Annotated in this window: 19 protein-coding genes and 1 tRNA gene; 10 read left to right on the top strand and 10 right to left on the bottom strand. The window is 42.1% G+C overall.

Translation table 11 applies throughout. The features are described 5' to 3' along the window. Positions 1–9 precede the first annotated feature (9 nt). The 3 genes from PGR74_RS06520 (at position 10) to PGR74_RS06510 (ending at position 4,278) form a co-directional block, all read left to right on the top strand. Complete coding sequence (locus PGR74_RS06520; RefSeq protein WP_041504462.1) at positions 10–1,989, top strand: putative porin; 1,980 nt, start codon at positions 10–12, stop codon at positions 1,987–1,989. Positions 1,990–2,025: 36 nt separating this feature from the next. Continuing rightward, on the top strand, positions 2,026–3,414 hold the full coding sequence (locus tag PGR74_RS06515; RefSeq protein ID WP_110688809.1) for a transglycosylase SLT domain-containing protein: 1,389 nt from the start codon (positions 2,026–2,028) through the stop codon (positions 3,412–3,414). A 114-nt stretch (positions 3,415–3,528) separates the two neighbouring features. Continuing rightward, positions 3,529–4,278 (top strand): hypothetical protein, encoded by a 750-nt coding sequence (locus tag PGR74_RS06510; protein WP_041504319.1) that lies wholly within the window; start codon positions 3,529–3,531, stop codon positions 4,276–4,278. A gap of 40 nt (positions 4,279–4,318) precedes the next feature. On the opposite strand, the gene hydG is transcribed toward PGR74_RS06510, so the two are convergent. Then, positions 4,319–5,818 (bottom strand): [FeFe] hydrogenase H-cluster radical SAM maturase HydG, encoded by a 1,500-nt coding sequence (gene hydG, locus PGR74_RS06505; RefSeq protein WP_082032919.1) that lies wholly within the window; start codon positions 5,816–5,818, stop codon positions 4,319–4,321. Between the two features lie 156 nt (positions 5,819–5,974). After that, positions 5,975–6,424 carry a GatB/YqeY domain-containing protein gene (locus PGR74_RS06500; protein WP_041504317.1) on the bottom strand — a complete coding sequence of 150 codons (450 nt, stop codon included), beginning with the start codon at positions 6,422–6,424 and terminating at the stop codon, positions 5,975–5,977. Positions 6,425–6,538: 114 nt separating this feature from the next. Here PGR74_RS06500 and PGR74_RS06495 point away from each other — a divergent pair, with 114 nt between their 5' ends. The 3 genes from PGR74_RS06495 to PGR74_RS06485 all read left to right on the top strand — a co-directional run bounded on the left by PGR74_RS06495 (position 6,539) and on the right by PGR74_RS06485 (position 10,642). After that, positions 6,539–7,870 carry an MATE family efflux transporter gene (locus PGR74_RS06495; RefSeq protein ID WP_041504316.1) on the top strand — a complete coding sequence of 444 codons (1,332 nt, stop codon included), beginning with the start codon at positions 6,539–6,541 and terminating at the stop codon, positions 7,868–7,870. Between the two features lie 102 nt (positions 7,871–7,972). After that, a complete protein-coding gene (locus PGR74_RS06490) occupies positions 7,973–8,899 on the top strand; it encodes a lytic transglycosylase domain-containing protein (protein ID WP_041504315.1) in 927 nt (308 codons plus the stop codon). A 72-nt stretch (positions 8,900–8,971) separates the two neighbouring features. Then, positions 8,972–10,642 (top strand): nucleoside kinase, encoded by a 1,671-nt coding sequence (locus PGR74_RS06485; RefSeq protein WP_041505120.1) that lies wholly within the window; start codon positions 8,972–8,974, stop codon positions 10,640–10,642. Between the two features lie 317 nt (positions 10,643–10,959). On the opposite strand, the gene PGR74_RS06480 is transcribed toward PGR74_RS06485, so the two are convergent. The 8 genes from PGR74_RS06480 to lysS all read right to left on the bottom strand — a co-directional run bounded on the left by PGR74_RS06480 (position 10,960) and on the right by lysS (position 19,740). Continuing rightward, positions 10,960–11,610, bottom strand: a complete 651-nt coding sequence (locus tag PGR74_RS06480; protein WP_041504461.1) for an HAD family hydrolase — start codon at positions 11,608–11,610, stop codon at positions 10,960–10,962. Positions 11,611–11,675: 65 nt separating this feature from the next. Beyond that, positions 11,676–11,748, bottom strand: a tRNA-Trp gene (locus PGR74_RS06475). Between the two features lie 150 nt (positions 11,749–11,898). Beyond that, entirely contained in the window at positions 11,899–12,969 is a 1,071-nt protein-coding gene (mnmA, locus tag PGR74_RS06470) for a tRNA 2-thiouridine(34) synthase MnmA (RefSeq protein WP_041505119.1), read from the bottom strand. A gap of 38 nt (positions 12,970–13,007) precedes the next feature. Next, a complete protein-coding gene (locus tag PGR74_RS06465) occupies positions 13,008–14,669 on the bottom strand; it encodes a putative transporter (RefSeq protein WP_041505118.1) in 1,662 nt (553 codons plus the stop codon). Positions 14,670–14,691: 22 nt separating this feature from the next. Then, complete coding sequence (locus tag PGR74_RS06460; RefSeq protein ID WP_041505117.1) at positions 14,692–15,891, bottom strand: hypothetical protein; 1,200 nt, start codon at positions 15,889–15,891, stop codon at positions 14,692–14,694. Positions 15,892–15,895: 4 nt separating this feature from the next. Then, complete coding sequence (locus tag PGR74_RS06455) at positions 15,896–16,867, bottom strand: nucleoside recognition domain-containing protein (protein WP_236684975.1); 972 nt, start codon at positions 16,865–16,867, stop codon at positions 15,896–15,898. A 63-nt stretch (positions 16,868–16,930) separates the two neighbouring features. Further along, complete coding sequence (locus PGR74_RS06450) at positions 16,931–17,932, bottom strand: NAD(P)H-dependent glycerol-3-phosphate dehydrogenase (protein WP_041504310.1); 1,002 nt, start codon at positions 17,930–17,932, stop codon at positions 16,931–16,933. Positions 17,933–18,012: 80 nt separating this feature from the next. Next, entirely contained in the window at positions 18,013–19,740 is a 1,728-nt protein-coding gene (gene lysS, locus PGR74_RS06445) for a lysine--tRNA ligase (RefSeq protein ID WP_041504309.1), read from the bottom strand. A 334-nt stretch (positions 19,741–20,074) separates the two neighbouring features. On the opposite strand from lysS, the gene recJ reads away from it, so the two are divergent. The 4 genes from recJ to PGR74_RS06425 all read left to right on the top strand — a co-directional run bounded on the left by recJ (position 20,075) and on the right by PGR74_RS06425 (position 26,368). Next, positions 20,075–21,799, top strand: a complete 1,725-nt coding sequence (gene recJ, locus PGR74_RS06440; protein WP_270516853.1) for a single-stranded-DNA-specific exonuclease RecJ — start codon at positions 20,075–20,077, stop codon at positions 21,797–21,799. Then, positions 21,800–22,411 carry a recombination mediator RecR gene (gene recR / locus PGR74_RS06435; protein ID WP_041504307.1) on the top strand — a complete coding sequence of 204 codons (612 nt, stop codon included), beginning with the start codon at positions 21,800–21,802 and terminating at the stop codon, positions 22,409–22,411. A gap of 181 nt (positions 22,412–22,592) precedes the next feature. Further along, positions 22,593–23,084 carry a hypothetical protein gene (locus PGR74_RS06430; protein WP_270516851.1) on the top strand — a complete coding sequence of 164 codons (492 nt, stop codon included), beginning with the start codon at positions 22,593–22,595 and terminating at the stop codon, positions 23,082–23,084. Continuing rightward, a complete protein-coding gene (locus tag PGR74_RS06425) occupies positions 23,081–26,368 on the top strand; it encodes an ABC transporter permease/M1 family aminopeptidase (protein ID WP_270516850.1) in 3,288 nt (1,095 codons plus the stop codon). The genes PGR74_RS06430 and PGR74_RS06425 overlap by 4 nt, the downstream gene beginning before the upstream one ends. The last annotated feature ends 13 nt before the right edge of the window (positions 26,369–26,381 follow it).

The following is a 26,381-nucleotide window of genomic DNA, read 5'->3' as shown; positions in this document are numbered from 1 at the left end:
TTGCAGGCCATGAAAAAATTATTTTATATCATCATATTTTGTCTAAGCTCTATCATATCGCTGGCACAGAGCGATTATGACTATGACAACGAGGAGGAAAGAGATCCCCGGGACAGAAGAATGGAACAAGATTCCGTAGAAAAGCCCGATGTCAAACATTATCGTATGACTTGGAGATGGATGCACAACGGTGTTTATAAAAAATTCATCCCTTTGGACACTCTTACGGATGGAATCCAAAACTTCAATCCCATATTTAAACAAAGCGTCTCCAATACCTACTTGGGCAATTTACCTTCGGCCTATGAATCCAATATCTTTATCAACCGGATCGAAAGCGAAGATTTTTTCCCTCTGAACCGGGTAAGAGCTTATATATTCAAACCGGAAGACGCCTTGGAATACAACACGACAACCCCTTTCACCCAACTCAACTACTTCAACGGAGGAGGCCGTACCAAATCAGAAGACCTGTTAGACGTATGGCACGTCCAAAACATCCGTCCTTATTGGAGTGCCGGTTTCCGCTACAATATCATATCGGGACTCGGGGCTTACTCTTACCAAAAGTCCAAAACCTATAATCTCTCGTTCTTTTCTTCTTACGAGCTAAAACGGGTAGCCATATCTTTTTTCATCAACCAAAATGTCGGCCACTATACTGAAAACGGAGGAATTCAGGATCTCTACTTTTTACGGGATACGACCTTGGATTCGCAATTAATCCCGACGAATCTCGTCAGTGAACCTCGAAACAATTTTTATAATTTCAATCTTTATACTTTAGGCCAATACAACATCGGGAAGGGAAAAGAGATCGTTACCCAACGGGACTCCGCCCGTACGGACACGACCATCGTCTATCCGATGAAAGCGGTATTATCCTTTAATGTGCAAGATAACCAGTACAAATTCAAGGAGAAATCCGTAGAAACATCTTTTTTCCCGAACACTTATATCGACAGCATGTCCAATGCGGATATCGTCAACAACAAACGGTTCGAGATCACGACCAAACTCATCGTGAATGAACATCCCAAGTACAAATACTTACCGGGTATATACGCCGGATTAAATTTCAAGTACCTGAATTATCACCAACGAATCAATATAGATCAGGATACGACAACGAACGATTTCGGAAGCAGTAAGTACACGGGGACTTATTTGACAGCCGGAACCTTTAACGTAGACACCAACTCCCTGTTTAATTTCGACATATGGGCCGCCTACTGTTTATTCGGCGACTACAATACGGATTATAACTTACAGGGAGAGATCACACAATACCTGAACCGGGGAAAAAATTCGTCGGTAACGATCAATGCATCATTGGAAAATAAAACCCCCAACCCATTTTATGAGCTTTACATGGGAAATCATAACATCTGGAAAAATAACTTCGGAAAAATTCATTCCTACCAACTACAAGGAAAATACCGGAATATTCGTCGCCGTACAGAAGTCGGCATCGCCTTAAACAATACCAAAGGATACATCTATCTGGATACGACTGCCATGCCCCGGCAATACGACGGGAACTTAATGATATTCACGGCTTGGGTAAAACAAAATTTCAGGTTAGGCAATTTTTATTTCGATCAAAAAGTCTACTATCAGGTCAGCAATAAGGAAGATATACTTGCACTTCCCCAGATTGCCCTATATTCCCACAACTATTATCAAAATCGTCTATTCAAAAGGGTGTTAGGCCTGCAATTCGGTATCGATGTTTTCTACACGACCAAGTTCTATGCAGACGCCTATATGCCCTCCATCATGCAATTTTATAACCAAAGAAAAGAGAAAATCGGCAATTATCCCAAGATGGACGTATTCCTCACGTTAAATATAAAACGGGCGGATATTTTTGTCAAATACGATCATTTCAATGAATTCTTCGGCAACCGGAACTACCTTTCGGCTACCAATTACGCCATCGGACCGGCAACCGTAAAATTTGGTTTAAGATGGAATTTCTTTGACTAATTTGATAATTTACAGATCATTTCCTATATTTGTTGTATGTACGTTGTAAAAAAGATTACATACATCTTGTTTTTCTTATGCTGCTTAAACGCTTGCAAAGTAAAACAAAAGGAGCCTTTTGTATTTCCCCGGTCGGGTCTATTGGAAGAAATCACGAAGCGAGGCGTATTGAATGTCTGCACTTACTATAACACGACCGACTACTATGTTTACAAAGGCGTCACAAAAGGCTTTCATTACGAACTCGTCAAAGATTTTGCCGAATATCTCGGAGTAAAGCTGCATGTCGAAGTAAACTCGGACATGGAAGAGTGCATTCAGGAATTAAACGAAGGGAAATACGATCTGATTGCCATGAGTCTATCCGTCACCGAAAACCGGAAGAAAAGAATCCTTTTCACGAATCCTCTATTCAAAACCCATAGTGTACTTGTACAAAATAAAAAACGAAAGGAACACGTCGATTCGCTATCGCAACTATCGGGTAAAGACATTTACATCCAAAAAGGTACTTTCTATGAAGATTTTTTACAACAGTTGAAAGACTCGTTACATTCGGAATTCAATATCTCTCCCCTAACGGAGGCGACGTATGAAGACATTCTGGTCATGGTAGAAAACATGGAAGCGGAATTTACCGTTACAGACCATAATATTGCCAAAATAGCCGCACATTACATGCCTTATCTGGATTACAGCCTGGGCCTATCCGACGAATTTCCCATTGCCTGGGGGACTGCATTAAACGGAATTCTCCTTACCGACGAACTAAACGCGTGGTTAAACAACATTAAAAAAAGCGGCAAATTCAATGTTCTATACAACCGATATTTCAATAGTAGCTACGTGACCTCCCTGCACAATTCCAAATACTACAAATTAAAAAACGGCAAGATATCGAGTTTTGATCCCATCATAAAAAAAGCAGCCCAAACGATGGGATGGGATTGGCGATTATTGGCCGCTATTATTTTCCAAGAATCCGGATTTAATCCGGAAGCCGTCTCATGGTTAGGAGCCGTAGGATTAATGCAAGTCATGCCGGAAACAGCCCTCACTCTCGGTATCGAAGATTATACCAATCCTAAGGATAATGTCCGCGCAGGAACAACTTATCTCAAACGCTTGGAAAAAATATTTTCCAAATACCCGTTGAAAAAAGAAGACCTGATCAAATTCACGTTAGCTGCGTATAATGCCGGCCCCGGACATGTCATAGATGCGATGAAATTAGCCGAAGCGTACAATAAGAATCCCTATGTATGGAATAATAATGTCGATTACTTTCTACTCCACAAGTCCAATCCCGAGTTCTATCGGGATACATTAATCCGGCATGGGTATTGTGACGGCAAACAAGCTTATGATTTTGTAAATAATATCCTCGAAAATTATTCCCATTACAAAAACACAATTCCGGAATAAAATTGAAACTCAGTCAAATTTAACAAAACTCATTGTACGAATTATTGATTCCCACATCTTTTTTTCATACCTTCGCATTTAGAACTTGTCATACTTTATAATTATAGGAATATCATGCCTTACAGAAGATTACCCAATACGGATGCGGCCAGGATACGTGCTTTGGAAACAGCATTGAAGAACGAAGCATCCTCGGATTTCAACGATTTGCCTTTTTCTCCTTCGTTGAAACAAAAAATAGAGTTCTTTTTACCCAAATTCAAAACGGCCATTACCAATTCACAGGTCGCGAGAGACAAACAAAACGTTAACAGCCGAAAATACGCTGAATACACCAGAAAAGCAAAATTATACATATCCCATTTTTTACAGGTATTGAATTTTACTATTGCCCGCGGAGAATTGAAATCCTCGGCCAGAACCTTTTACGGGTTAGATGAAAACAATTCGAAACTTCCTCCCCTGATTAGCGAACAGGATTTATTGGAATGGGGAGCCAAGATCATCAACGGAGAACAGGAACGGACCCGTAACGGAGGAGGTAATCCTGTCTATAGCCCTTCCATCGCTTTAGTAAAAGTCAATTATGAAAATTTTAAACAGGGATATGCTTCTCAAAAACAATTCCAACAGAACTCGGCACGTTGTTGCGCAGAAGTAGCTCAATTCCGTAGTGAAGCGGATGAGTATATTTTAACCTTATGGAATGAAATAGAAAACTATTACATGGAAATAGAGGACGAGGAGGAACGTCGTAAGAAATGTGAATATTACGGTTTAATATATGTTTTCCGGCGAGGAGAAAAAGAGAGGATTAAAAGACAAAAAGAAGCCGAACGCATTACATTAAAATTGCCTTTTTGAATGAATCAAAAAGGCAATTTTAATATTAAAGAGTCCTTTACTACATGTATAAGTCACGTTCCCCTTTAGCTATACGATCGTAATAGGATTTGAACGTGGGTAATAACTTCTTATCCGTAAAGAAAGAGGTGTGTTCTATCTCCTGCAATTCCCTTTCAATCAATTGTTCTCCGATCGCTTTGGTTTCAGGAGAAGCATAATCATTCAGATATTCCCGGAACGTCAAGACGGCATTCAGCTTACAAAATTTTCCCTCCACACCTTTTTCCAACAAATTCATAATCTTGTCTCCCGTACGCCCGCAACGATAACCGGCCGTACAGAAAGAGGTTATCATTCCATCCTGGGCCAATTCCCGAATCACCTCATCCAAGCTTCGCTGGTCTCCCAGCATAAACTGGACTTTATCCGAATTCTCCTCTTGACGCAATTTCTTCGAATAGGCTCCAATACCTATTTTAGAAGAAGCATCAGTCTGCGTACATCCCATATGAATCAACTCTCTCCTGAACTCGGGATTCTCTCTGGCCGTCACGATCAATCCCGTGTAAGGAATAGCCAGACGTATAACAGTTACCAACCGCTTTGTAGCCTCATCCGTTACCAAATATGGTGAATGTTCACTAATAAAAGATCCAGGAGCAGGCTGCATTCGAGGGAAGGAAACCGTATGAGGTCCTATACCGAATTGCCGTTCCAGATCCAAAGCATGATACAATAAGCCCATCACTTCAAAACGCCAATCGTATAAACCGAACAAGGCTCCAATAGCAACGTCATCGATACCGGCCTCCATAGCCCGGTGCATCGCGTAAAGCCTCCACCCGTAATTTCCTTTAATCGTATGAGCCGGATGTAGTTCGGCATAACGTCCACGGTGGTAAGTTTCTTGAAATACCTGATAGGTACCGATACCGGCACGCCACAACTTTTTTAAATCCGCTATCTCCATGGGCGCCGCATTCACATTCACCCGACGAATATTATTAAACCCGTTCCCGGTAGGAGTCGTCCGTTTAGTTGCATAGATCGTTGAAATGGAATCAGCCATATAATCGGCACTATTTTTCGGGTGTTCTCCGTAAACGGCTATCATCCTCTTATGTCCCTCGTCAATAACGGCTGCCGTCTCCTCGCGTACCTCATCCATAGTCAAAACATGCCGTTTCTCCTCCTTGTTCTCTGCACGGAAACCACAATACACACAACTATTTACACACAGATTCGACAGATACAGGGGAGCGAAAAAAACGATACGATTATCGTATACCCGTCTTTTAACTTCCAAGGCCGCTTCCTGCATCTCCAGCAATAACTCCGGATCCTCCACGTTCAACAAAGTAGCCGTTTCGGCAGGAGTCAGAATCTTAATCTCCAACGACTTTTTTATAATATCACGCACCTTTTGCTTGTCGGGATTTTTTTGGCGTTCAAGCTCCTCAAATATCTCGACTTCATCGATAAAATCTTTTCCATTGACCAAGTATTTATCGATTTCAGCCTGTTTAATCACATTTTTTGTCCAATCTTTTACGTCCATCTCTATATTTTTATATTACGATTCACACGAGTATAAATCGCAGATTCTTTTCCTGTTGACAAAGATCAGCATTAATTTTATATTATTACAGTATTATCCTATTCTTATTTTCGATGGAGAGATAGAGAAAATCAATGCCTTTTTACTCGTAAGCGATCAACCCAATAACTCTTTGACTTTTGCCGAAATAACTTTTCCCTCGGCAACGCCAGCCAACTCTTTGGTAGCAATTCCCATTACTTTGCCCATATCTTTAGCCGACGTGGCTCCCGTCTTCTCTATAATCCCTTTCAGTGCAGCTATCAACTCTTCTTCCGTCAACGGTTGGGGCAAAAACTCATCCAGTACTTCAACCTGCGCCATTTCATGGGAAAACAGATCCTCCCTACCCTGCTGCTTATAAATAACCGCGGCGTCCCTACCTTGCTTGGCCAATTTCTGTATGATCTTCACACTTTCGCTGTCGGGAATCGAATCTCCCGCCCCCGGAACGGCTTTAGCTTCAATAAACACTTTCTTTATATTTCTCAATACTTCCAAACGTACCGTGTTCTTAGCTTTCATGGCTTCCATGATGCCCTTGCTAACTCTTTCTTCTATTGTCATCTGATATCTTTTAATTTTGAACTTACGAAGTTACTATTAAATTCTCGCATTTTCAATCTCCCGCTTTCAATTTTCGTAAACAAGGTGTAATTTTGTATCTCAAATAAAACATGGATGAAGACAAGCATAAGCAACAAAATCATATGGAACATCGCCTATCCTATCATATTGGGAAGTTTGGCACAAACTTTAATTACACTTACCGATACCGCTTTTCTGGGGAGAGTCAGCGAGATTGCTCTCGGAGCTTCAGCCATAGCCGGAATCTACTATTACGTCTTTTCGACTTTAGCTTGGGGATTTTCCATCGGTATCCAAATTATCGTGGCAAGACGTCTCGGAGAAGGAAGGCTTAATCGAATCGGAGTCGTATTCGAGCACGGGTTATTTTTCGTCGCTTTTTTAGGTACGTCCCTTTTTCTTGTACAGCATTATTTTACCAAAGAGCTGTTGGAAACAGCAATCCACTCACCCAATATATATGCTGCCGCCATGGAATATATGTCATTCCGGCATTACGGCATTATTTTCGTTTGTTTTAATTTCCTTTACCGGGCCCTATATATCGGATTATCCAATACCAAGATCATCGGGTATTCGACAGCCGTTATGGCTACCGTAAACGTGCTATTCAATTACCTTCTGATCTTCGGGAAATTCGGTTTTCCAAACTTGGGAGTCGGTGGAGCAGCCCTTGCTTCCGTTATGGCAGAAATTTCCGCCTTTCTTTTTTTCACCCTGTATACCCTACTTAAACTCCCTCTCAAACAATATGCCCTGTTCAGTTTTCACAAAATAGAAGGATGGCTTATGGGAACGATTCTAAAGACAGCTCTTCCCACCATGCTACAAAAACTTCTCTCTTTCGGGACCTGGTTTATTTTTTTCATCCTGGTGGAGCATATGGGCGAACGGCCCATCGCCATTACCATTGTAGTCCGAAGCGTTTATATGCTCATCGTCATTCCGGTATTCGGCTTCGGAGCCACAGCCAACACATTGACAAGCAGACTAATAGGAGAACAAAGACAAAAAGAGGTTATGCCCATGCTCACAAAGGTCATTCGCCTCTCCATGCTAAGTGTTCTCCCGATATTAGCCATCTGTTATCTATTTCCACAACAAGTACTGTCCATCTATTCGGATAGCAGCGAACTGATACAAGCATCCGTCAACTCCCTGTATGTCGTCGGATTGGCCGCACTCGCCCTTTGTTTCGGCATCACCTTTTTCGAAGCTATATCCGGAACGGGAAATACCTCTCACGCTCTCATCCTCGAGACCTTCGTACTTATCCTGTATACTGCCCAGATTTGGTTTTTGGCAAGCGTACTGCAAACGTCAGTCGAATCTGTATGGACGGTGGAAGTCACTTACGGCTTGTGTATCGGCTTTATCTCGTTACTCTATATGAAACATTTCCGCTGGCAAAAGCACAAATTATAATTAAGGGAATTTATATTAACCTAAAAAGTACCTGTCAATGACTACATCTGCAAGGAAAATAGGTATAAATATATTATATTCGAAAATTAAAATAGAAAAGAAGTGAAGAAAGAAACCATTATAAAAATCCTGTTCCTTATCGTACTACTCGATACGGCTGCCGTCATTTACCTCATTTACCGTCCTGTCACGTTAGAGATACAACACGTATCCAAGGTTGTTCCTATGTTGAAGCCGTCGGATATTTATTGTCCGGAAACATTCGATTTGGCAGGCGAGTATGTACCTTTAAAAAGAACCGACATTGCAGAAGCATTCCGCAAGGAACTAATCGTCAACACCTATTTACACTCCCATACGATTCAGGTATTAAAGAATGTCTCCCGGTATTTTCCCATCATAGAACCCATATTGGAAGAGGAGGGAATACCGGATGATTTCAAATACCTCGCCGTCATCGAAAGTAGCCTGAACCCCTTGGCCGTCTCTCCCGCCGGAGCCGTCGGCTTATGGCAATTCATGAGCGGTACGGCCAAAGAACTGGGAATGGAAGTGAACAAAATTGTAGATGAACGGTATCATATCGAAAAATCGACGCGGGCAGCGTGCGCGTACCTGAAAAAAGCAAAAGAGAAATTCGGTACTTGGGTAATGGCCGCTGCTTCCTACAATGCCGGAATGAACATGTTAACAAGACAAATCAATCTTCAAAAAGAGAACAATTATTATGACCTTCTTTTAGGAGAAGAGACGGGAAGATATGTCTTCCGGATCATGGCGATGAAGCAAATCATAGAGAACCCCCATTTATACGATTTTCACGTATCGGAGAAATATGAAGTAGAAAAATGCGAAGAGGTCAAAGTCAATAAAAACATCAAAGATCTGGCTCACTTTGCCAACACTCACGGAATATCTTACAAAACTTTAAAACGTTTTAATCCTTGGCTCAGGGCAAACACGTTACATGCTTCCGGAAAGAAAAGTTATTATATCGCGATTCCCCGACAGCCTGAAAAATACAGATAATCGAAGCGGCACACAATTTGCATTACTGTTTTCATAAGTATGAGTTCCCTAAAAAATAAAATATTCAATGCTATGGAAAAAAATAAAATAACGATCTATTGTGAAAATAACAAACAAGAATATATAATACCCACAGGATGCAGTTTGAAAGAACTCAAACAAATCGTATTCCCCCAGAACCATCAAAATATACTCGGAGCGTTAGTCAATAACGAATTACAGGATTTACATTACGAGATTTACAATCCCAAATGGATAAACTTTATAGACGTTACCTCTCTCGACGGTTATAGCATCTATATCCGTTCTCTTATTTTCGTTCTCTATAAAGCCGTAAAAACGCTTTTCCCGAAAAAGACGTTGATTGTCGAATACTCTATCTCCAACGGTCTGTTTTGCCGGATCGCAAATAAGGACCTGGTTCTTACGCCCGAAACGATCCTGAGTCTGAAAGAAGAAATGACCAGAATCATCGAACAAGACACGGAGATAATACGCCGGGAGACCCCCACGGAAGAAGCTATAAAACTTTTTCAACGGGAAGGATTGAAGGACAAAAAACTCTTGCTTTCCACCCGCGGCAAAATGTATACTTCGGTATATTCCATTAACGGGACCTCGGATTATTTCTACGGAACTCTTGCTCCAACCACGGGTTGTCTGAAAGTATTCGATCTGATCTCCTATAAAGACGGTATGTTGTTGATGTTACCCGACAGAAACAATCCGACGGAAATCTCACCCTTAATCCCACAAGAGAAATTATTCAACATTTTCAGTGAATACAAGAGATGGGGAAAAATCCTGGAAATTTCTCAAATCGGAGATCTGAACCAAATTATAGAAAATAAACAAGTGGGAGCCATGATCAAAATAAGTGAAGCTCTCCACGAGAAAAAAATCTCCCAAATAGCGGATTTAGTCAAAAAGAAACACAAAAAGGTAAAGGTAATCCTGATCGCCGGTCCTTCATCCTCCGGTAAAACAACATTTGGCAAACGATTGGCCGTGCAACTCATGGTCAATGGAATCAAACCCGTAAATTTATCCTTAGATAACTATTTCGTCGACCGGGAAAATACCCCCAGAGACGAAAAAGGAGAATACGATTTCGAAACCATTGACGCTCTCGATATCGACACGTTCAACGATAATATCCTGCAATTACTACAAGGAAATGAGGTCGAGATTCCAAAATTCTCCTTTGAAACGGGACAACGTTTTTACGACGGAGAAAAACTCAGGATCTCAAAGAATAACGTGATTATAGTGGAAGGCATACATGGTCTGAATCCTCGTTTGACGGAGTTCCTGCCCCAAGAAAGTCTTTTCAAAATCTTTATTTCGGCATTAACTTCAATATCCATTGACAACCACAATATCATAAACCCCAAGGACAATCGTTTGATCCGACGGATGGTTCGCGATCATAAATACCGGGGATATTCGGCTTGGGACACCCTTAAACGATGGGAAAGCGTACTATCCGGAGAACAAAAACACATCGAACCTTATCAAGAAGAAGCAGATGTTATTTTCAATTCGGCATTGGTATACGAATTAGGAGCTCTTAAACAACAAGCTGTTCCTTTACTGGAAGAGGTACAGACCAAATACCCGGAACACTCCAAGGCTCTACGTCTCTTAAAGTTCTTCTCCTATGTACAATCCGTTCCTACCAGAGAAATTCCGCCGACTTCCATTATTCGCGAATTTCTCGGAGGCAGCTCTTTCAAATACTGACAAAAGACAATGAAAAGATTAAAGGATTCTGAGATTTAGAGATTTAGAGATTTAGAGATTAAACGATTTAGAGATTAAAAAGATTGTATATTGTAAATGGAACGCTATTTTCTTAATTTACAATCTACAATCTAAAATTTACAATGAACACGTGGATCGGGTGATTAATAGATTGACGATTGGAAGATTGTAATTGCATCACGGAATCAATAAATCATTGAATCACAGAATTCTGTTGATTTAAAATGAATATGCGGATAGGAGGAACAGGTGATCAGTTGCAGAATCACCTGTTCCTCTTATCGCAAGCTCCCTTATTATCGCAATAATTTCAAGATATCGGAAGGACGGTCAACGATATGTATCGCTCCGTTTTCTTTTAATTCTTCAGCAGAACGGAATCCCCAGGTCACCCCGATTGAGACGATCCCGCTATTAGATGCGGTCTGCATATCTACGCCGGAATCTCCTACATACAATACTTCTTCCGGTTTTACCCCGGCCTCCTTTAGAATATCAAAAACAATTGTCGGATCTGGTTTCACCGGAATACCTTCCCGTTGACCATAAACAAAACCGAAGGTATTTTCACCGAAATAATGAGGGATTAAAGCTTGAGTTGCCGAATGGTATTTATTAGAAGCCACCGCCAATAAAATATTTTTCTTTCTCAAGGCCTCCAGCAACTCCGCAATTCCCGGATAGGGAGCCGTGTAATCGGCTTTATGCACGGCATAATAAGCCATAAAATCCTCCCGTATCTTTAACACATTTTCTTCGGTTCTCGCCTCTTCCGGCAATGCGCGTTCCAACAACTTGTTGATTCCGTTTCCCACGAAACGTCGATATTCAAGCAACTCATGAGTGGGATAGCGATGCTTTTGCAAAGCATAATTCGTACTAACCGCCAAATCATCCAACGAGTTCAACAAAGTACCGTCCAAATCAAATATGACTAACTTAACCATAGGCATACCTTTAAAACATTCATCCGCTATCAAATAAAAAAACCACCTCGGCAGGTGGTTCTATGCACGGGAGGAGAGGTTCGAACTCCCGACCCTCGGTTTTGGAGACCGATGCTCTACCAACTGAGCCACTCCCGTGTTTAGCGTTGCAAAATAACAGATTTTTCTCGAGAAAAACAAGTAGAAACCATAGCCTCTCCGGTCATTTCCCCGACACCGATCGGAGTTTCCAGAGCCTAAGCCACTTAACGCATCAAATTTTCACTCCACTCCCGAAAAATTCCGACTTTAAGATTCATCACCGTCAATGATCGTTTTTCGAACGATTCCCCCTCCGATCAACCGCTCTCCCCGGTAGAGAGCTACCGGTTGCCCGGGAGCTACCGCCCAGGCCGGATGGGACAAATACAACATCAACCGATTCCCGGGTAACTTCTCCACCTGAACATACCCCGACGGATTTAACCCCAATCCCCTGACTTTTATCTCGATATCTGCAGCATTCATCTCTTCTGGATCAATAAGATGAACGGATTCTATCTCTATGCGCTTCCGGAACAACGCAGATTTATCACTCACGATAATCCGGTTACTACCCGCCTCTATCCGAGAAACATATTGAGGATTCCCGTCCTTTAAAGGAATATCCCGCTTTTGTCCGATCGTGTAATTCAAAACTCCATGATGGCTTCCCAATACATTACCCTGCTCATCCCATATCTCACCCGTTGAGGAGCCAAAAGACGATCCGGTATGTTGACAGATAAACGTACGATAATCCGTTCCTTGTAAAAAACAGATCCCGGAGCTCTCCCTTTGCTTGGCAAGCAGCGGGAAACCATTCATTCGGGCTATCTCTTTTACCTCCTCTTTCCTGTAGATTCCCAACGGAGTCAAGGCTCTGCTCAAAATCATCTCGTTCACTCCCCACAAAAAATAAGATTGATCTTTATTGGAATCCACCCCTTTGTATATGTAATAGTGTCCGTTCTCTTTACCGATGCGCACATAATGTCCTGTCGCTATATGTTGAATTCCTTGCCGATCCGCAAACTCTTTCAACAATTCCCATTTGACAAAACGGTTACACACGGCACACGGATTCGGTGTAATACCCGCCAAATACCCCTGAAGAAAAGGAAGAACCACGTCACGTCCAAAACGTTCCCTCCCTTCAATACGATACAAGGGAATTTCTATTTGTTTACAAAACTCCTCCAAATCACGATTGTGTACCTGCCCATTCGCCGGCCATAGATCCATATTTACCCCTATAACCTCATACCCCTGTTGTCGTAACAACAAGGCTGTCACAAAACTATCTATCCCTCCGCTAAGACCGACGACTATTTTTCGCATTCTTCGAATCAGATACAATTAACAAAATCATCCTTCCCTCATGCTACAAACAAAATCAAAAGCTGTGCTGTCAATACGCGCAGGAACATGGTTAACGGATAAACCGTTGCATAACTCACCGAAGGCATATCGTTTCCGACCACTCCATTCGAATAAGCTAAAGCGGGCGGGTCTGTCGTGCTGCCGGCGATCAATCCCATCAAAGTAAAGTAATTGATTTTATAGAAAAGCCGGGCAATGATCCCCACGATCAATAAGGGTAAAACGGTAATTACGACACCGTATCCGATCCAATTCAATCCGCCCCCATCGATCACCGTCTCCACGAATCCTTCTCCGGCTCCCAACCCGACACCGGCCAGGAACAGAGAAATTCCCACCTCCCGCAACATTAGATTCGCACTCATCGTGGCATAGGTCACCAATTTATAATGAGGACCAAAACGACTGATCAATATGGAAACGATTAAAGGACCTCCTGCCAATCCTAATTTCACCGGTTGAGGAATACCCGGGAATGTAAAAGGAATACTTCCTAAAAAAACGCCCAAAAATATACCTAAAAATATAGGGACCAAATTGGGTTCTCTCAATCTACGCAACGAATTACCCAATACCTTCGCCACATTATTAACAGCAGCCTCCGGCCCCACGACAGTCAAACGGTCTCCCATCTGCAATTGCAAATTCGGCTTGGCGACCAAATCGAAACCAGCGCGATTTACCCGCGTCACGTTTACGCCGAAACAGTTCCGCAACTTCATCTCTCCCAATAACTTTCCGTTTATATCGGATTTGGTAATGACAACCCGTCTTGAAACCAGCTGTTTGTCCAATTGTTCCCAGGCAACATCCACTTGTTCTCCCAAAAAGGCTGTAATAGCCTCTATATCTTTCGATGCAGCCACAACCAATAGTTTATCCCCCGCCTTCAATCGGGTATCGGAAGAACCGATTTCAATCCGGTCATCCCCGTGGCAAACCCTGGAAAAAACGAACTTACGGTTGATAAGACGGGTTACCTCCATCACGTCCTTGCCAAACAGAGCCGGATTAGTGACTTTCACGGAAAATTGTTGCGCACTCGTGGCCTTATCTTCATCCTGCTTTTCCAATACCTCATGCTCACGTTCAAATTTAATCCTGAAAATCACACGTATCAGTAAAATAGACCCGATGATTCCGATAACCCCCAAAGGGTAGGCAATCGCGTAACCTAAAGGAATCGTAGGATCACCTATCCCGGTCATATCCGTATAGGCTTGCTGGGCAGCTCCCAATCCCGGAGTATTGGTTACGGCTCCCGAAAGGATTCCTACCATAGTCGTTATCGGCAATCCGGTTATCAAGTGAATCACGTAGGCCGTGATCACACCCAAAAAGACAATCATCGAGGCCAACACGTTCAAGGTCAATCCCCCTTTCTTAAAGGAGGAAAAAAAACCGGGCCCGACCTGCATTCCCACGGAATACACGAAAAGGATCAACCCGAACTCTTTTACAAAATGCAATGTCTGTTCATCCACCCTCATCCCGAAATGACTACAGATAATACCCACGAAAAGTATCCAGGTAATACCCAGGGAAATCCCTTTTATCTTTACTTTGCCCAAAACAATTCCGATAGCGATAACGATAGCGAACACCAAGACGGAGTGCGCTATACCTTGCCCGAAAAATAAGGAGTCTAACCAAGCCATACAATATCTGTTTATTTAATAATTACGAATTCGTTTCCGAACGTTCTTTCATTTTATCTATCGAACGGCAGAAGCGGATATCCTCCCGAAACAATTTACGATATGTAATATGCGTCTTGGATATCTTTGCTCCTATATACTCCATCAAATGAATCATCTGCGGATTAAAATCACCTATCCAGTTCATCTCCAACCAATCATATTTCTTACGCCTTTCGATTATATTACTACAAAATACCCGGATCAAAGCGGCTTCAACACCCTTTCCCTGAAACTCGGACACCACTCCAAAAATCTGTCCCAACGCCACATTTCCTTTCTTGATATGACGGTAATATAAAAATTTTAAAAGTCCTATTCCGTTCAATTTCCCATTGAGGTGTTTGATAATATAGTTCAATTCCGGAAACATGATAAAAAAACCAATCGGTCGTCCCTTATAATAGGCAAAATACAACAGATTCGGGTCTAAAATCGGCTTAATAGTCTTAAACAGGGCTTCTACCTGCTCCATTTGCATTTTTCCCACCCCGTGTACATTCTCGTTCCAAGCATGATTATATACCTCTAAAAAGGCTTTTTTCGCCTCCCGGGCATCTATTTGAGAGTAACATACAATCGAATAATCCGGATTTTTCAATAAACGATCCGACTTCCATACCACTACTTTCGAAAGACTTTCCATAACCAACCGGGTCCGATAGGTATACTGCTTGAAATAATCCAGGAAACCGTACTCTTCGAAAAATTTTATATAATATTTATGCGTATAAGGCATTCCATAGTTTGGTTGCACAAAACCGTCTACCAAGAGTCCCCACCATTCATTGCGTTCGCCAAAATTCACGGGCCCCTCCATCGCCTCCATTCCCCTGGCTTCCAACCACTCCCGGCAACGATCAAAAAGCATAAAAGCCGCCTTTCGATCATCGATACATTCAAAGAAACCCATTCCCCCCACAGCATAAGAATCCATACGACAGGTATGTTCATCGATAAAAGAGGCTACCCTTCCCACGCAAACTCCGTTTTCATCCCTCAGTAACCAACGGGTACATTCTCCGTGCTTAAAATAAGGATTTTTATCAGGATCAAATACATTATTGATATCATTGTCTAAAGGACGTACCCAATTTTTATCATTTTTATAAAGGGTCACAGGCAACATTAAAAACTCTTTTGCCTGTTGTTCATTCTCAACTTCTTCTATTGTATATTCCATAACACTAATTTAAAGAATTGGATACCTGAGATTTTACAAGCCACTTTTCATGATCATGACGAGAACGTATAAAATACTCCCCTCTTTTTATCCACACGACGATCAAAGCCAGCACCATTCTCGGTAACATCAACCACCAAAAAGGTAAACCCATAACCCAAAACAGAAGAGGATCCTCCAACTGAGAATGGGAGATCGCCAAATGATGGTTCAGTAAATTCGCTTCCCGGTGACTCAACTTACCCGATTTCGCACAATCCAACATGATGGCCGAACCATAGGCCAACCCCACGGTATTACCTACCAACCAAAGAAAAGCGACCTCGGGAGATAACCCGAAAATACGCATCAGGGGCGATAATAAACCGGACAATACTTTTAATACACCAAACTCCTCCAAGACCCGTTGCAAAATCATTAACCCCGAAATCACCCCTACGATTTTCAAAGAGAGAAACAGGGCATTAACCAGCCAATGCTGCATCGTTGCCCAAAACGGTAAAACCGTTAAAGTCTCCTTCATCATTTTTTCTCCCATCTCCGGCAATAAAATATTCAATCCGAACGCAGCGACAAAACTCATAACAATCCTTAAAACGATCATACCTATAAAAGAAGAACCCGTTTTCTGCAACACCAAAGTCTCCACGATAAAATTGTGAGAAATCAGGCACATGGTCGCCATAATCACACACTCCCGTGCGGTAAAATCCAGCGTCGAAAGCAAAGCGATCACCGTGTATATATTCGTAAAAATACTCGTGACAAAAACCAAAGCCGCATCACCCGGCAACCCGACCCATTTAAATAAAGGAGCTGCAAAAGAGGAGATATAAGGCAGAATATCGAAATAAGAAAGCAACGTGACGAACAAAGAGACGGGTAACATGATTTTCAAAAACCACGACGACGTCCGCAAGGCAACCGGCAACGCCCTACTTACACAATGTCCCATCCTTTTCCCTATCTTTTTCACCACACGCTTAATTTACAATTCCAAATTAAAATCATTTTTTCAGCATCATCCCCCTTAAACATGCTACCTTAATTCATCCGTTAAAAGCCGTATCTCCATCGTCGGGCTTATTCTCTCGTATAAAATATTATAAACCGCATTGGTAATAGGCATATGTACGTTATAATGTTCATTGATCTCATGAATTCCCTTCACACCAAAATACCCTTCCGCGATCATTAACATCTCTAATTGAGCCGACTTCACGGAATATCCTTTCCCGATCATGGTTCCGAAAGTCCGGTTCCGACTAAATTGCGAATAAGCCGTTACCAACAGATCTCCCAGATAAGCCGAATTTTTAATATCCCGTTCTATCGGATGTACCGCATCCACGAAACGCTTCATCTCCTGAATCGCATTGGATATCAAAACAGCCTGAAAATTATCGCCGTATCTCAATCCATGACAAATTCCGGCCGCAATGGCAAAGACGTTTTTCAATACGGCTCCGTACTCCGTCCCGTAAATATCATCCGATATCGCCGTTTTCACGTAATGACACTCAAACAATTGCGCTATCGCCCGGGCCAATTTCAAATCTTCACATGAAAAAGTAAGATAAGAGAGACGCTCCAAAGCAATCTCTTCGGCATGGCAGGGACCGGAAATAATTACGATCTGCCCGAAAGGTACATCATAACATTTATGAAAAAACTCCCCGATAATCAAATTATCGTCCGGAATCAATCCTTTTATGGCGGATACGACAATTTTCTCTTTCAACGGAACCCGTAATCGAGATACCACATTTTTCAAAAAGGCACTCGGAATGGCAAAAACAATAATATCCGATTGAGTAACCAATTTATCCAAATCATCGGTAAAATTAATTTTCTCCAGGTCAAATTCAACTTCACACAAATACCGCGGATTGTGATTCAAACCTTTAAAAGCCTTTATGGTCTCTATATTGCGCATAAACCAATTAATACGACCATTGTTTTCCGTCAGCATCTTAGATATGGCAGTAGCCCAACTACCTCCGCCGACAATCCCGATCCTGGGTTTATCACTTATTTGCATGATACTTCTATTAATAATGAACGATTTACGATTCACGAATATCATTTGTGAATCGTAAATCGCAATATAAAACTTTAAATTTACTTATTCAACCACACCCTTACCTCATCCTGTGTCGGGTTCGTCAATCCTAATTTTTCTTTTTTATTAATCCCGCACAATTCCTGGTGAAACTTATTCGGATTCTCAACTTCCTTCAATGACTCCACGGTTTGGTGACCGATCTTCCGAATCACAGGAATCCACTCTTCGGCAATCCCCAACGCTAAAAATTTCTCATCGCCATCTACCGGTATTTTCTTTTCCGGTTTCATTTGAGGGAAAAGCAAAACATCTTGGATCGAAGCACTGTTCGTCAAAAACATACATAAACGATCGATTCCTATTCCCATTCCCGAGGTAGGAGGCATACCGTACTCCAACGCCCGCACGAAATCGTAGTCGATGAACATAGCCTCATCATCCCCCCTCTCCTGTAAAGCCAATTGATCCTTAAACCGATTCAATTGATCTATCGGATCGTTCAACTCGGAGTAAGCGTTTGCCACCTCCTTTCCGTTCACGAACAATTCGAATCGTTCCGTCACGCCGGGATCCGTCCGGTGCATTTTGGTTAACGGGGACATTTCGACCGGATAATCGTAGATAAATGTCGGTTGAATATAATGACCTTCACACTTCTCTCCAAACAACTCGTCTATCAGTTTCCCTTTCCCCATGGTTTCATCTACCTTTAATCCGATGGATAAACAAAACGCCCGAATCTCCTCTTCACTTTTTCCGGTAATATCATAACCGGTATATTCTTTTATGGCATCCGCCATCCTTATTCTTTTAAAAGGACGCTTAAAGTCCACCTCATTTTCGCCAAACGGAGCTTTCGTCGTTCCGTTTACCGCCAATGCCGCCGCCTCTATCATACGCTCCGTACAATCCATCATCCACTTATAATCCTTATAAGCCACGTATACCTCCATACAAGTGAACTCCGGATTATGGGTACGATCCATTCCCTCGTTCCTGAAATTCCGGGAAAACTCGTAAACTCCGTTAAAACCTCCGACAATTAACCGCTTTAAATACAATTCATTAGCAATCCTCAAATAGAGAGGGATATCCAATGCATTATGATGCGTAATAAAAGGACGGGCCGAAGCTCCTCCCGGTATGGCTTGCAAAACAGGCGTCTCCACTTCCACACACCCCATTTCATTATAGAATTGACGAATAGCATTGATCATCTTGGTACGCTTCACGAATACCTCTTTCACTTGCGGATTCACGATCAGATCCAAATAACGTTGGCGATAACGCATTTCAGGATCCGTAAACGCATCGAATACTTTTCCGTCTTTTTCTTTTACGACCGGAAGCGGACGCAAAGATTTGGATAACATGGTCAGTTCCTTGGCGTGTACGGAAATCTCTCCCATATTAGTACGGAATACATGGCCTTTCACGCCGACGATATCTCCGATATCCATCAGTTTCTTAAATACCACATTATACATCGTACTATCCTCTCCCTCCGAAATATCATCTCGACTCACGTATACCTGTATCCGACCGGCAGCATCCTGTATTTCAAAAAACGAAGCCTTACCCATGATTCGCCGACTCATCATCCGGCCGGCAATCACCACCTCCTCCTGTAACTCTTCGGGAGAGGTTTCAAACTTATCCCGAATCTCTTTAGAGAGATGAGTAACCTTAAATTCCGGAGCCGGATAAGCATTTATCCCCATCTTATTCAACTCATTCAACGAGTTCCGACGAATTATTTCCTGTTCACTTAATTCTATGCTCATTTTCAATCAACTTTTAGCGGTTTTAGAACATACTTCGCGCAAACGAAAGTTTTAATAAAGTGCAAAGATAGTAATAATTTTAGATTTACTAATTCATAACAAACCGATTCCATCATTGAAAAATGAAAAGTGAAAAAAGTTTATTCACCCCTATCTCAACCTCTCCTCTTTTTTCAAACTTTTAGGTTTATCCTCTATCTTTTAACTTTTAGCCCGCTCTGATTTACAATTCGATAGCATAAAATACTCTATCGGTTAAAAAAATATAACTACGAATCTTTTGAAATCACGGGGAAATTCTACTACTTTGTAGCTGAATAGGAGAAAGTGTATAATGAAAAAAAGATGGGTAGTCAATACCCCACCGGAGTGGGAAAAAATAGAAACTTTATCAAAACAACTTAACTGCAGTCATGTCATTGCAAACCTTTTAATACAAAGAGGGATAGAAACTGCAGGCGAGGCCCACGCTTTCTTCAATCCGACTTTAAACATGCTGCACGATCCCTTCCTGATGAAAGATATGGACAAAGCGGTTGTCCGACTAGAAAAAGCCATTCAAACGGAAGAGAAAATCATGATCTACGGAGATTATGACGTAGACGGCACCACGGCCGTAGCATTACTGTACAAATACCTTAAAAATAAATGTGAAAAACCGGAGTATTACATACCGGATCGTTATACGGAAGGTTACGGGGTTTCTATTCGGGCCATCGATTATGCCGCCCAACACGGAATCACTCTCATGATTGTCACCGATTGCGGAGTAAAAGCCGTAGAAAAAGTCCGATACGCTCAAACCAAAGGGGTAGATGTAATTATTTGTGATCATCACACCCCCGGAGAGCAACTACCGGAAGCCGTTGCCGTATTGGATCCGCAACGGAGCGACTGCAACTATCCCTATCGTTGGCTCAGCGGTTGCGGCGTAAGTTTCAAATTGGCCCAAGCTTATAGTTTGAAACACGATCTTCCGATGTCGGAACTTTACAGTTTATTGGATCTTATATGTGTCAGCATCGCCAGCGATATCGTTCCCATTACGGGAGAAAACCGAATACTGGCTCACTACGGCCTACAACAGCTCAACGAACGCCCCAGCTTGGGGCTGAACACCATATTAAAATTTTCCGGCATCAATAAACCTCTAACGATCAACGATATCGTTTTCCGTATCGGCCCCAAGATCAATGCTGCCGGACGGGTTGAATCGGGTAATAAATCGGTCGAACTACTCATCGCCGATGATGCCCAAAAGGCGATGGAGGTTGCCGAAAGCATCAATAACTTCAACGACCAACGTAAAAAACTGGATCACAACATCACGGAAGAAGCCTTGGAGTATATCGGTCAGGCCCAATACGATCAATCCCAGAAAGCCACGGTTTTATTTAATCCCAACTGGCATAAAGGAGTTATCGGAATCGTGGCATCCCGATTAACGGAGTACTATTACAGGCCGACCGTCATCCTGACCGAGTCTAACGGTTTAGCTACGGGATCCGCACGTTCGGTAGAGGGATTCGACCTTTATTACGCCATTTCCCAATGCAGTGAATATTTAGAAAATTACGGGGGACACAAATATGCTGCCGGGTTAACGTTAAAACTCGAAAACATCGAACCCTTCCGTAAAAGATTCCAACAAATCGTCAGTGAAACGATCACCGACGAGATGTTGATTCCGCAAATCAATATCGATGCTAAAATAAAATTGGGAGATATCACTCCGGAACTTTATAACATGATTCAAAAATTCGCTCCTTTCGGACCGAATAACAACATTCCCGTTTTCATGACGGAAAACGTGACCAATTTTATCGGATCAAAGCAGGTCGGACGTAATAACGAACATCTCAAATTAGTGGTGGTAGACGACACCCGTATCTGTAATGACCGGAGCGGCATCGCCTTCAGCATGGGGGATTACTTTAACCGCATCAGTAAAGGAGAATATTTCGACATCTGTTACACCTTGCAAGAAAACGTTTTCATGGGAAAAATCGATATACAAATGATGATTCGAGATATTAAATTCAAAGAAGATAATAGATAAATGCAATCGTTCTCTTCCAAATTAGTAGAAAAAGCGGTAGAACAATTTGCCACCCTACCGGGTATCGGACGTAAAACGGCCCTCCGATTCGCCCTTCATATACTACACCGAAATAAGGAAGAGGTCGAACAGTTCACAAACAGCATTTTGCAGTTAAAAGAATCCATTCGGGAATGCAACCAATGTCATAACATCACGGATCAGGAAACATGCGAAATCTGTGTCGATCCGCAACGGGACACCGGCACGATTTGCATCGTGGAAGACATCAGGGATCTGATGTCTATCGAAGCCACAGGACAATACCACGGTATTTACCACGTACTGGGAGGAATCATCTCTCCCATGGACGGCGTCGGACCGGCCGATTTACATATTGACACGTTAATTTCCCGGATATCAACCTCTCCGGTAAAAGAGATCATTTTCGCCTTGCGAGCCACCATTGAAGGAGATACTACCGGTTACTATATCTACAAAAAACTACCCCGACGGGAAGAATTGATCATCAGCACCCTTTCCAAAGGAATCGCCGTGGGAAACGATCTCGAATATACCGACGAACTCACTTTAGGACGTTCCATCATCAACCGGGTAGCGTTCAAAATCTGACCCCCGCACCCTCCATTTCACGACCTCCCCTAATCTATTATCCCTACAAACAACTAAATTTATACTATATTATATTTTATTATATTTACATACATTGCTTTATTTACTTAAATTTGTAAACGTTGATTTTATCAAGAATATATTTAAATTATTAAAAGAAACCATCACAAACCTATATACTATGAAAAAAATATTTATCTTCAAATTGCTAATTATGTTTATGGCCGTCTGTTTTTGTTCCAATACTTGGGCTGAAGAGAAAAGAAGCATTAAGTTTACAGTTAAAGACGGAAAAGGTTACGCTTTAGCCAATGTAAAAACGGAAGCCTCTTCCAATGATTCCACCAATTGTAAAATCGAAAATCCTACCGGTTTTACCGATCAGAACGGTCAAAGAGAGATACGCGTAACTTTATCGAGTCCCGGAACTTTCAGTATCACGGTCCAATTTTCATACACTGATATAACCAAAACCGAAACCGTCAAGATCACAGTAACCCAGAAGGAGAACAAATGGGACATAAAAATAGAACCAGGCGAAAACATCACGGTCAACATGCCGATACCTCATAACTTTACATCTTTTTTTGATTCCGAAGACTTCACCTCTATTTTTAACAGACAATTTGTTATAAAAGAAGAACACGAGCAACATAAACCGATCCCGTCATGAACATAAATTACATTAGACTCGTGGCACATTACGAAAGAGTTCTTCTGCGAAGAAATCTTATTTTTACCATTTTCACGCTATTCATCATTGGCTGCACGCTTAGTTTTCATATCTATTTTCATAGCGAATGGAATGTTCCGCATCCCCCGGTCAACATCCCGGCGGTCATCCCGTTCACGAATGCATACCTTTTCAGTATTCTACAGGCTCTGGCCGTTATTTTTCTGGCCGGAGATTTTATAAACCAGCATAAAAAGAAAAGCACGAACGACGTGTTTCTTACCCGTCCGGCAAGCGCCGGGGAATACGTGATCGGGAAGACCCTGGCGATAATTGAAATGATTTTACTCATCGATTTACTCGTCATCATACTCGCGATGACGATTCATCTTTTCGCCAGTAATTTCTCCTTTGATTTTTCTCACTACCTGTTTTATCTCCTTACCCTCACCTTCCCGGCAATACTGTTTATGACGGGATTGTCCTTGGCGTTAAAAATTTTGATAAAAAACGCCTGGATTGCCTCTCTCATCCTGTTTATATTCTGGGGCGCATCCATCTCTGTTCTACCTCCAGTCGGGCACGGGATTCTCGATTTCATCGCCTCCGAGATTCCCAATGTCTTCTCTTCCATTACCGGACACCCCGGAATCGACGTGTACCTTTTACAACGTTCTATCTTTATATTGTTTTCAGGGGTTTTGATTTCCGTGGCGATAACGAAACTCCCCCACTTCTCGGAGCATAAAGGCCTCTCTAAAGGGCCGGTCCGGGCGCTACTGCTTTTCGTCGGAGGAGTCGTGATCGCATCAAGCATCTACTCCCTGCATTTCAAACATAACAAGGACAAAAGAACAGAGTACTCTCGACTTTATCGCCAAGTCGCCCTCATGCCAAAAATAAATACCGTAGAACACGAGATTATTTTCAAAAGAGAAAAAAACAGATACGAAGCCACCAGTCTGATGACTATCGTCAACCGGACACCCCGAAAAACAGACACACTATTGCTTTACCTGAATCCGGCATTAGAGGTGACGGAGTTGACTCTTAACGGGAAAAACACTCCTTTCCAGCGAAAAGAACAACTTATCCTGGTGGATGCCGCCATGGAACCACGAGACTCGGCTCGCATGGTCGTGAACTACAAAGGTAAAATCGATCCTCTCGTTTGTTACCCGGATATTTCAAACGAGGAGTTTTTCCGCCCGGAAAAAACGGAATATATCCTCTCTCTCGGGCGTCATTTTGCTTTTTTAGGAGATAAATTTACACTACTTACACCGGAATGCTTGTGGTATCCCACTACCATTCCCACTGTAAACTTCGACCAACCTTTCAACAACCAACAGGATTTCACGTTATTCAAATTAAAAGTCATCTCTGCCCCGCAAAGAACCGTTATCTCCCAGGGCGAGATGACATTATCGGGAGATACCGCATGTTTCAATAACAAGCACCCGCTAAAGGGAATTATCCTTTCCGAGGGAGACATGACCCGGGACACGGTAAAAACCTCGATAACCCGCTGGGAATTCTACAATAAAAAAGGACACTACCCGCTACGGGGAGCACTAAACGCATCCGATTCGGGTAGAATAAAGGGATGTGAAGGATTCATACACGTTTATTTAGAACAATCGACCTGTCCCTTTCATAAATTAGCCTGTATAGAGACTCCTCGCTCTTTCCACTCTTTTTCCCGTCCATGGACACCCCTTTTGGACTATATACATCCGGAGATCATACTCATGCCGGAGCAGGAAGACAAAAAACCGATAGACTACCCGCAACTTCTCAAATTCTATGTAGAAGAACATAAGCAACACTGGCTTACGATGCAAAGATTAGAATCTATACAAATCACCAGAAACGGTACTCTCTTTTTTCCAAAAGCTCACCGGACATTTTCACTTCTGGTACAAGAACAAAATCTATTCGTCAACTCCACGGAATTTCCTGTCATGAACAGGGTTATCCAATGGTTAAATACCGGGCTAAAGTATAGAGAAAAACATCCTTCCGAGGCCCTATCCCTAAAAACAAAAAACGATATGGAGGCGATAGAATACCTAACGCACAAAAGTTTAAAAGAAGCTTTGGAGGATCCTGGAACACAAGAAGTTTTGCAAGATATTATCCGCCTGAAAAGTTTTCAGTTACAAGATCACATCCTTTTGCAAACTTCATGGCCCGATTTCAATTTATTTTTAGACGGCTTTTCTCGCAAATATCGATTCAAGGAAGTATCTTTTGATCAATTTACCGGAGAATTAAATACAAACCTCGGAATAAATATTCTGCCACTCGTGGAAAACTGGTTTATCGAACAGGGAGTTCCCGCTTTTTATATCAAAGACATAAAACCCGTCCGAACACAAATAAACCAGCAAGGCAAAATATTTTTGAATTTCAAAGTATGGAATCGAAGTCGGGTTGCCGGTGTCGTTTCTGTAGAAGAGAACCTGAGGGGATTCAGACATATACAAGGTCGATTGATTCATCCAGATGAATCAATCGAAATATATTATCTTTTGAAAGATTCTGTTCCCCCGGATAAAATGGAACGCCCATTAAGTTATTCTTTTTGTCTAAATACCAATTATTCCAGAAATTTGCCGGAAAATTTCGGAATAACAAGCTTTGGTGACATAGTTCCGGAAGTTAATCCATCTGATATACAAGACATCCGCCCCGTAGACACCCTGATGTTTCTTGCCCCGACGAACGAGATCATCGTGGACGACACCGACCCGGGCTTTCGTATTATACAAGAAGAATTACCTTTTTTTCAAAAACTAAGAAAACAACCTAAAAAATACAACTATATCTCATCCAATATCCCCCATCGATGGACCCGTGCCGTTGAAAACGGAGCTTATGGAGACATCCTGACTACTTGCTTTTGCAAAACCGGAGGGGCAAAATCCACAGTCGAATGGAATGCAGAAATAAAAGAAGGCGGTACTTACGAACTTTTCATCTACCTATGCCAATTAAGTGCCAGTCGCGGACACCAAGAACTTACTTACGACTATACATTCGATTATAACGGCAAAACAGAACGCATCCTTCTCGACCTAACGAACAAGAATTACAAGGTTCGCATCTATCATACCGTTAAAAACGAGGAGGAAAGAGCAATCGACTACCCGCTCGGGTGGATATCCTTAGGAAAATATACCATATCTCCCGGCAATGTAAAATTAACCTTACACGATAAAGGGTTATCCGCAGGACAAGTATTGGTGGTAGACGCCGCAAAATGGGTAAAAAGGGAGTAGTCCTATATAATCA

Source organism: Sanguibacteroides sp. AM78-02pH3A, assembly GCF_027666085.1.
GTDB lineage: Bacteria > Bacteroidota > Bacteroidia > Bacteroidales > Marinifilaceae > Gabonibacter > Gabonibacter massiliensis.
This window is presented reverse-complemented; position numbering and strand designations above follow the sequence as displayed.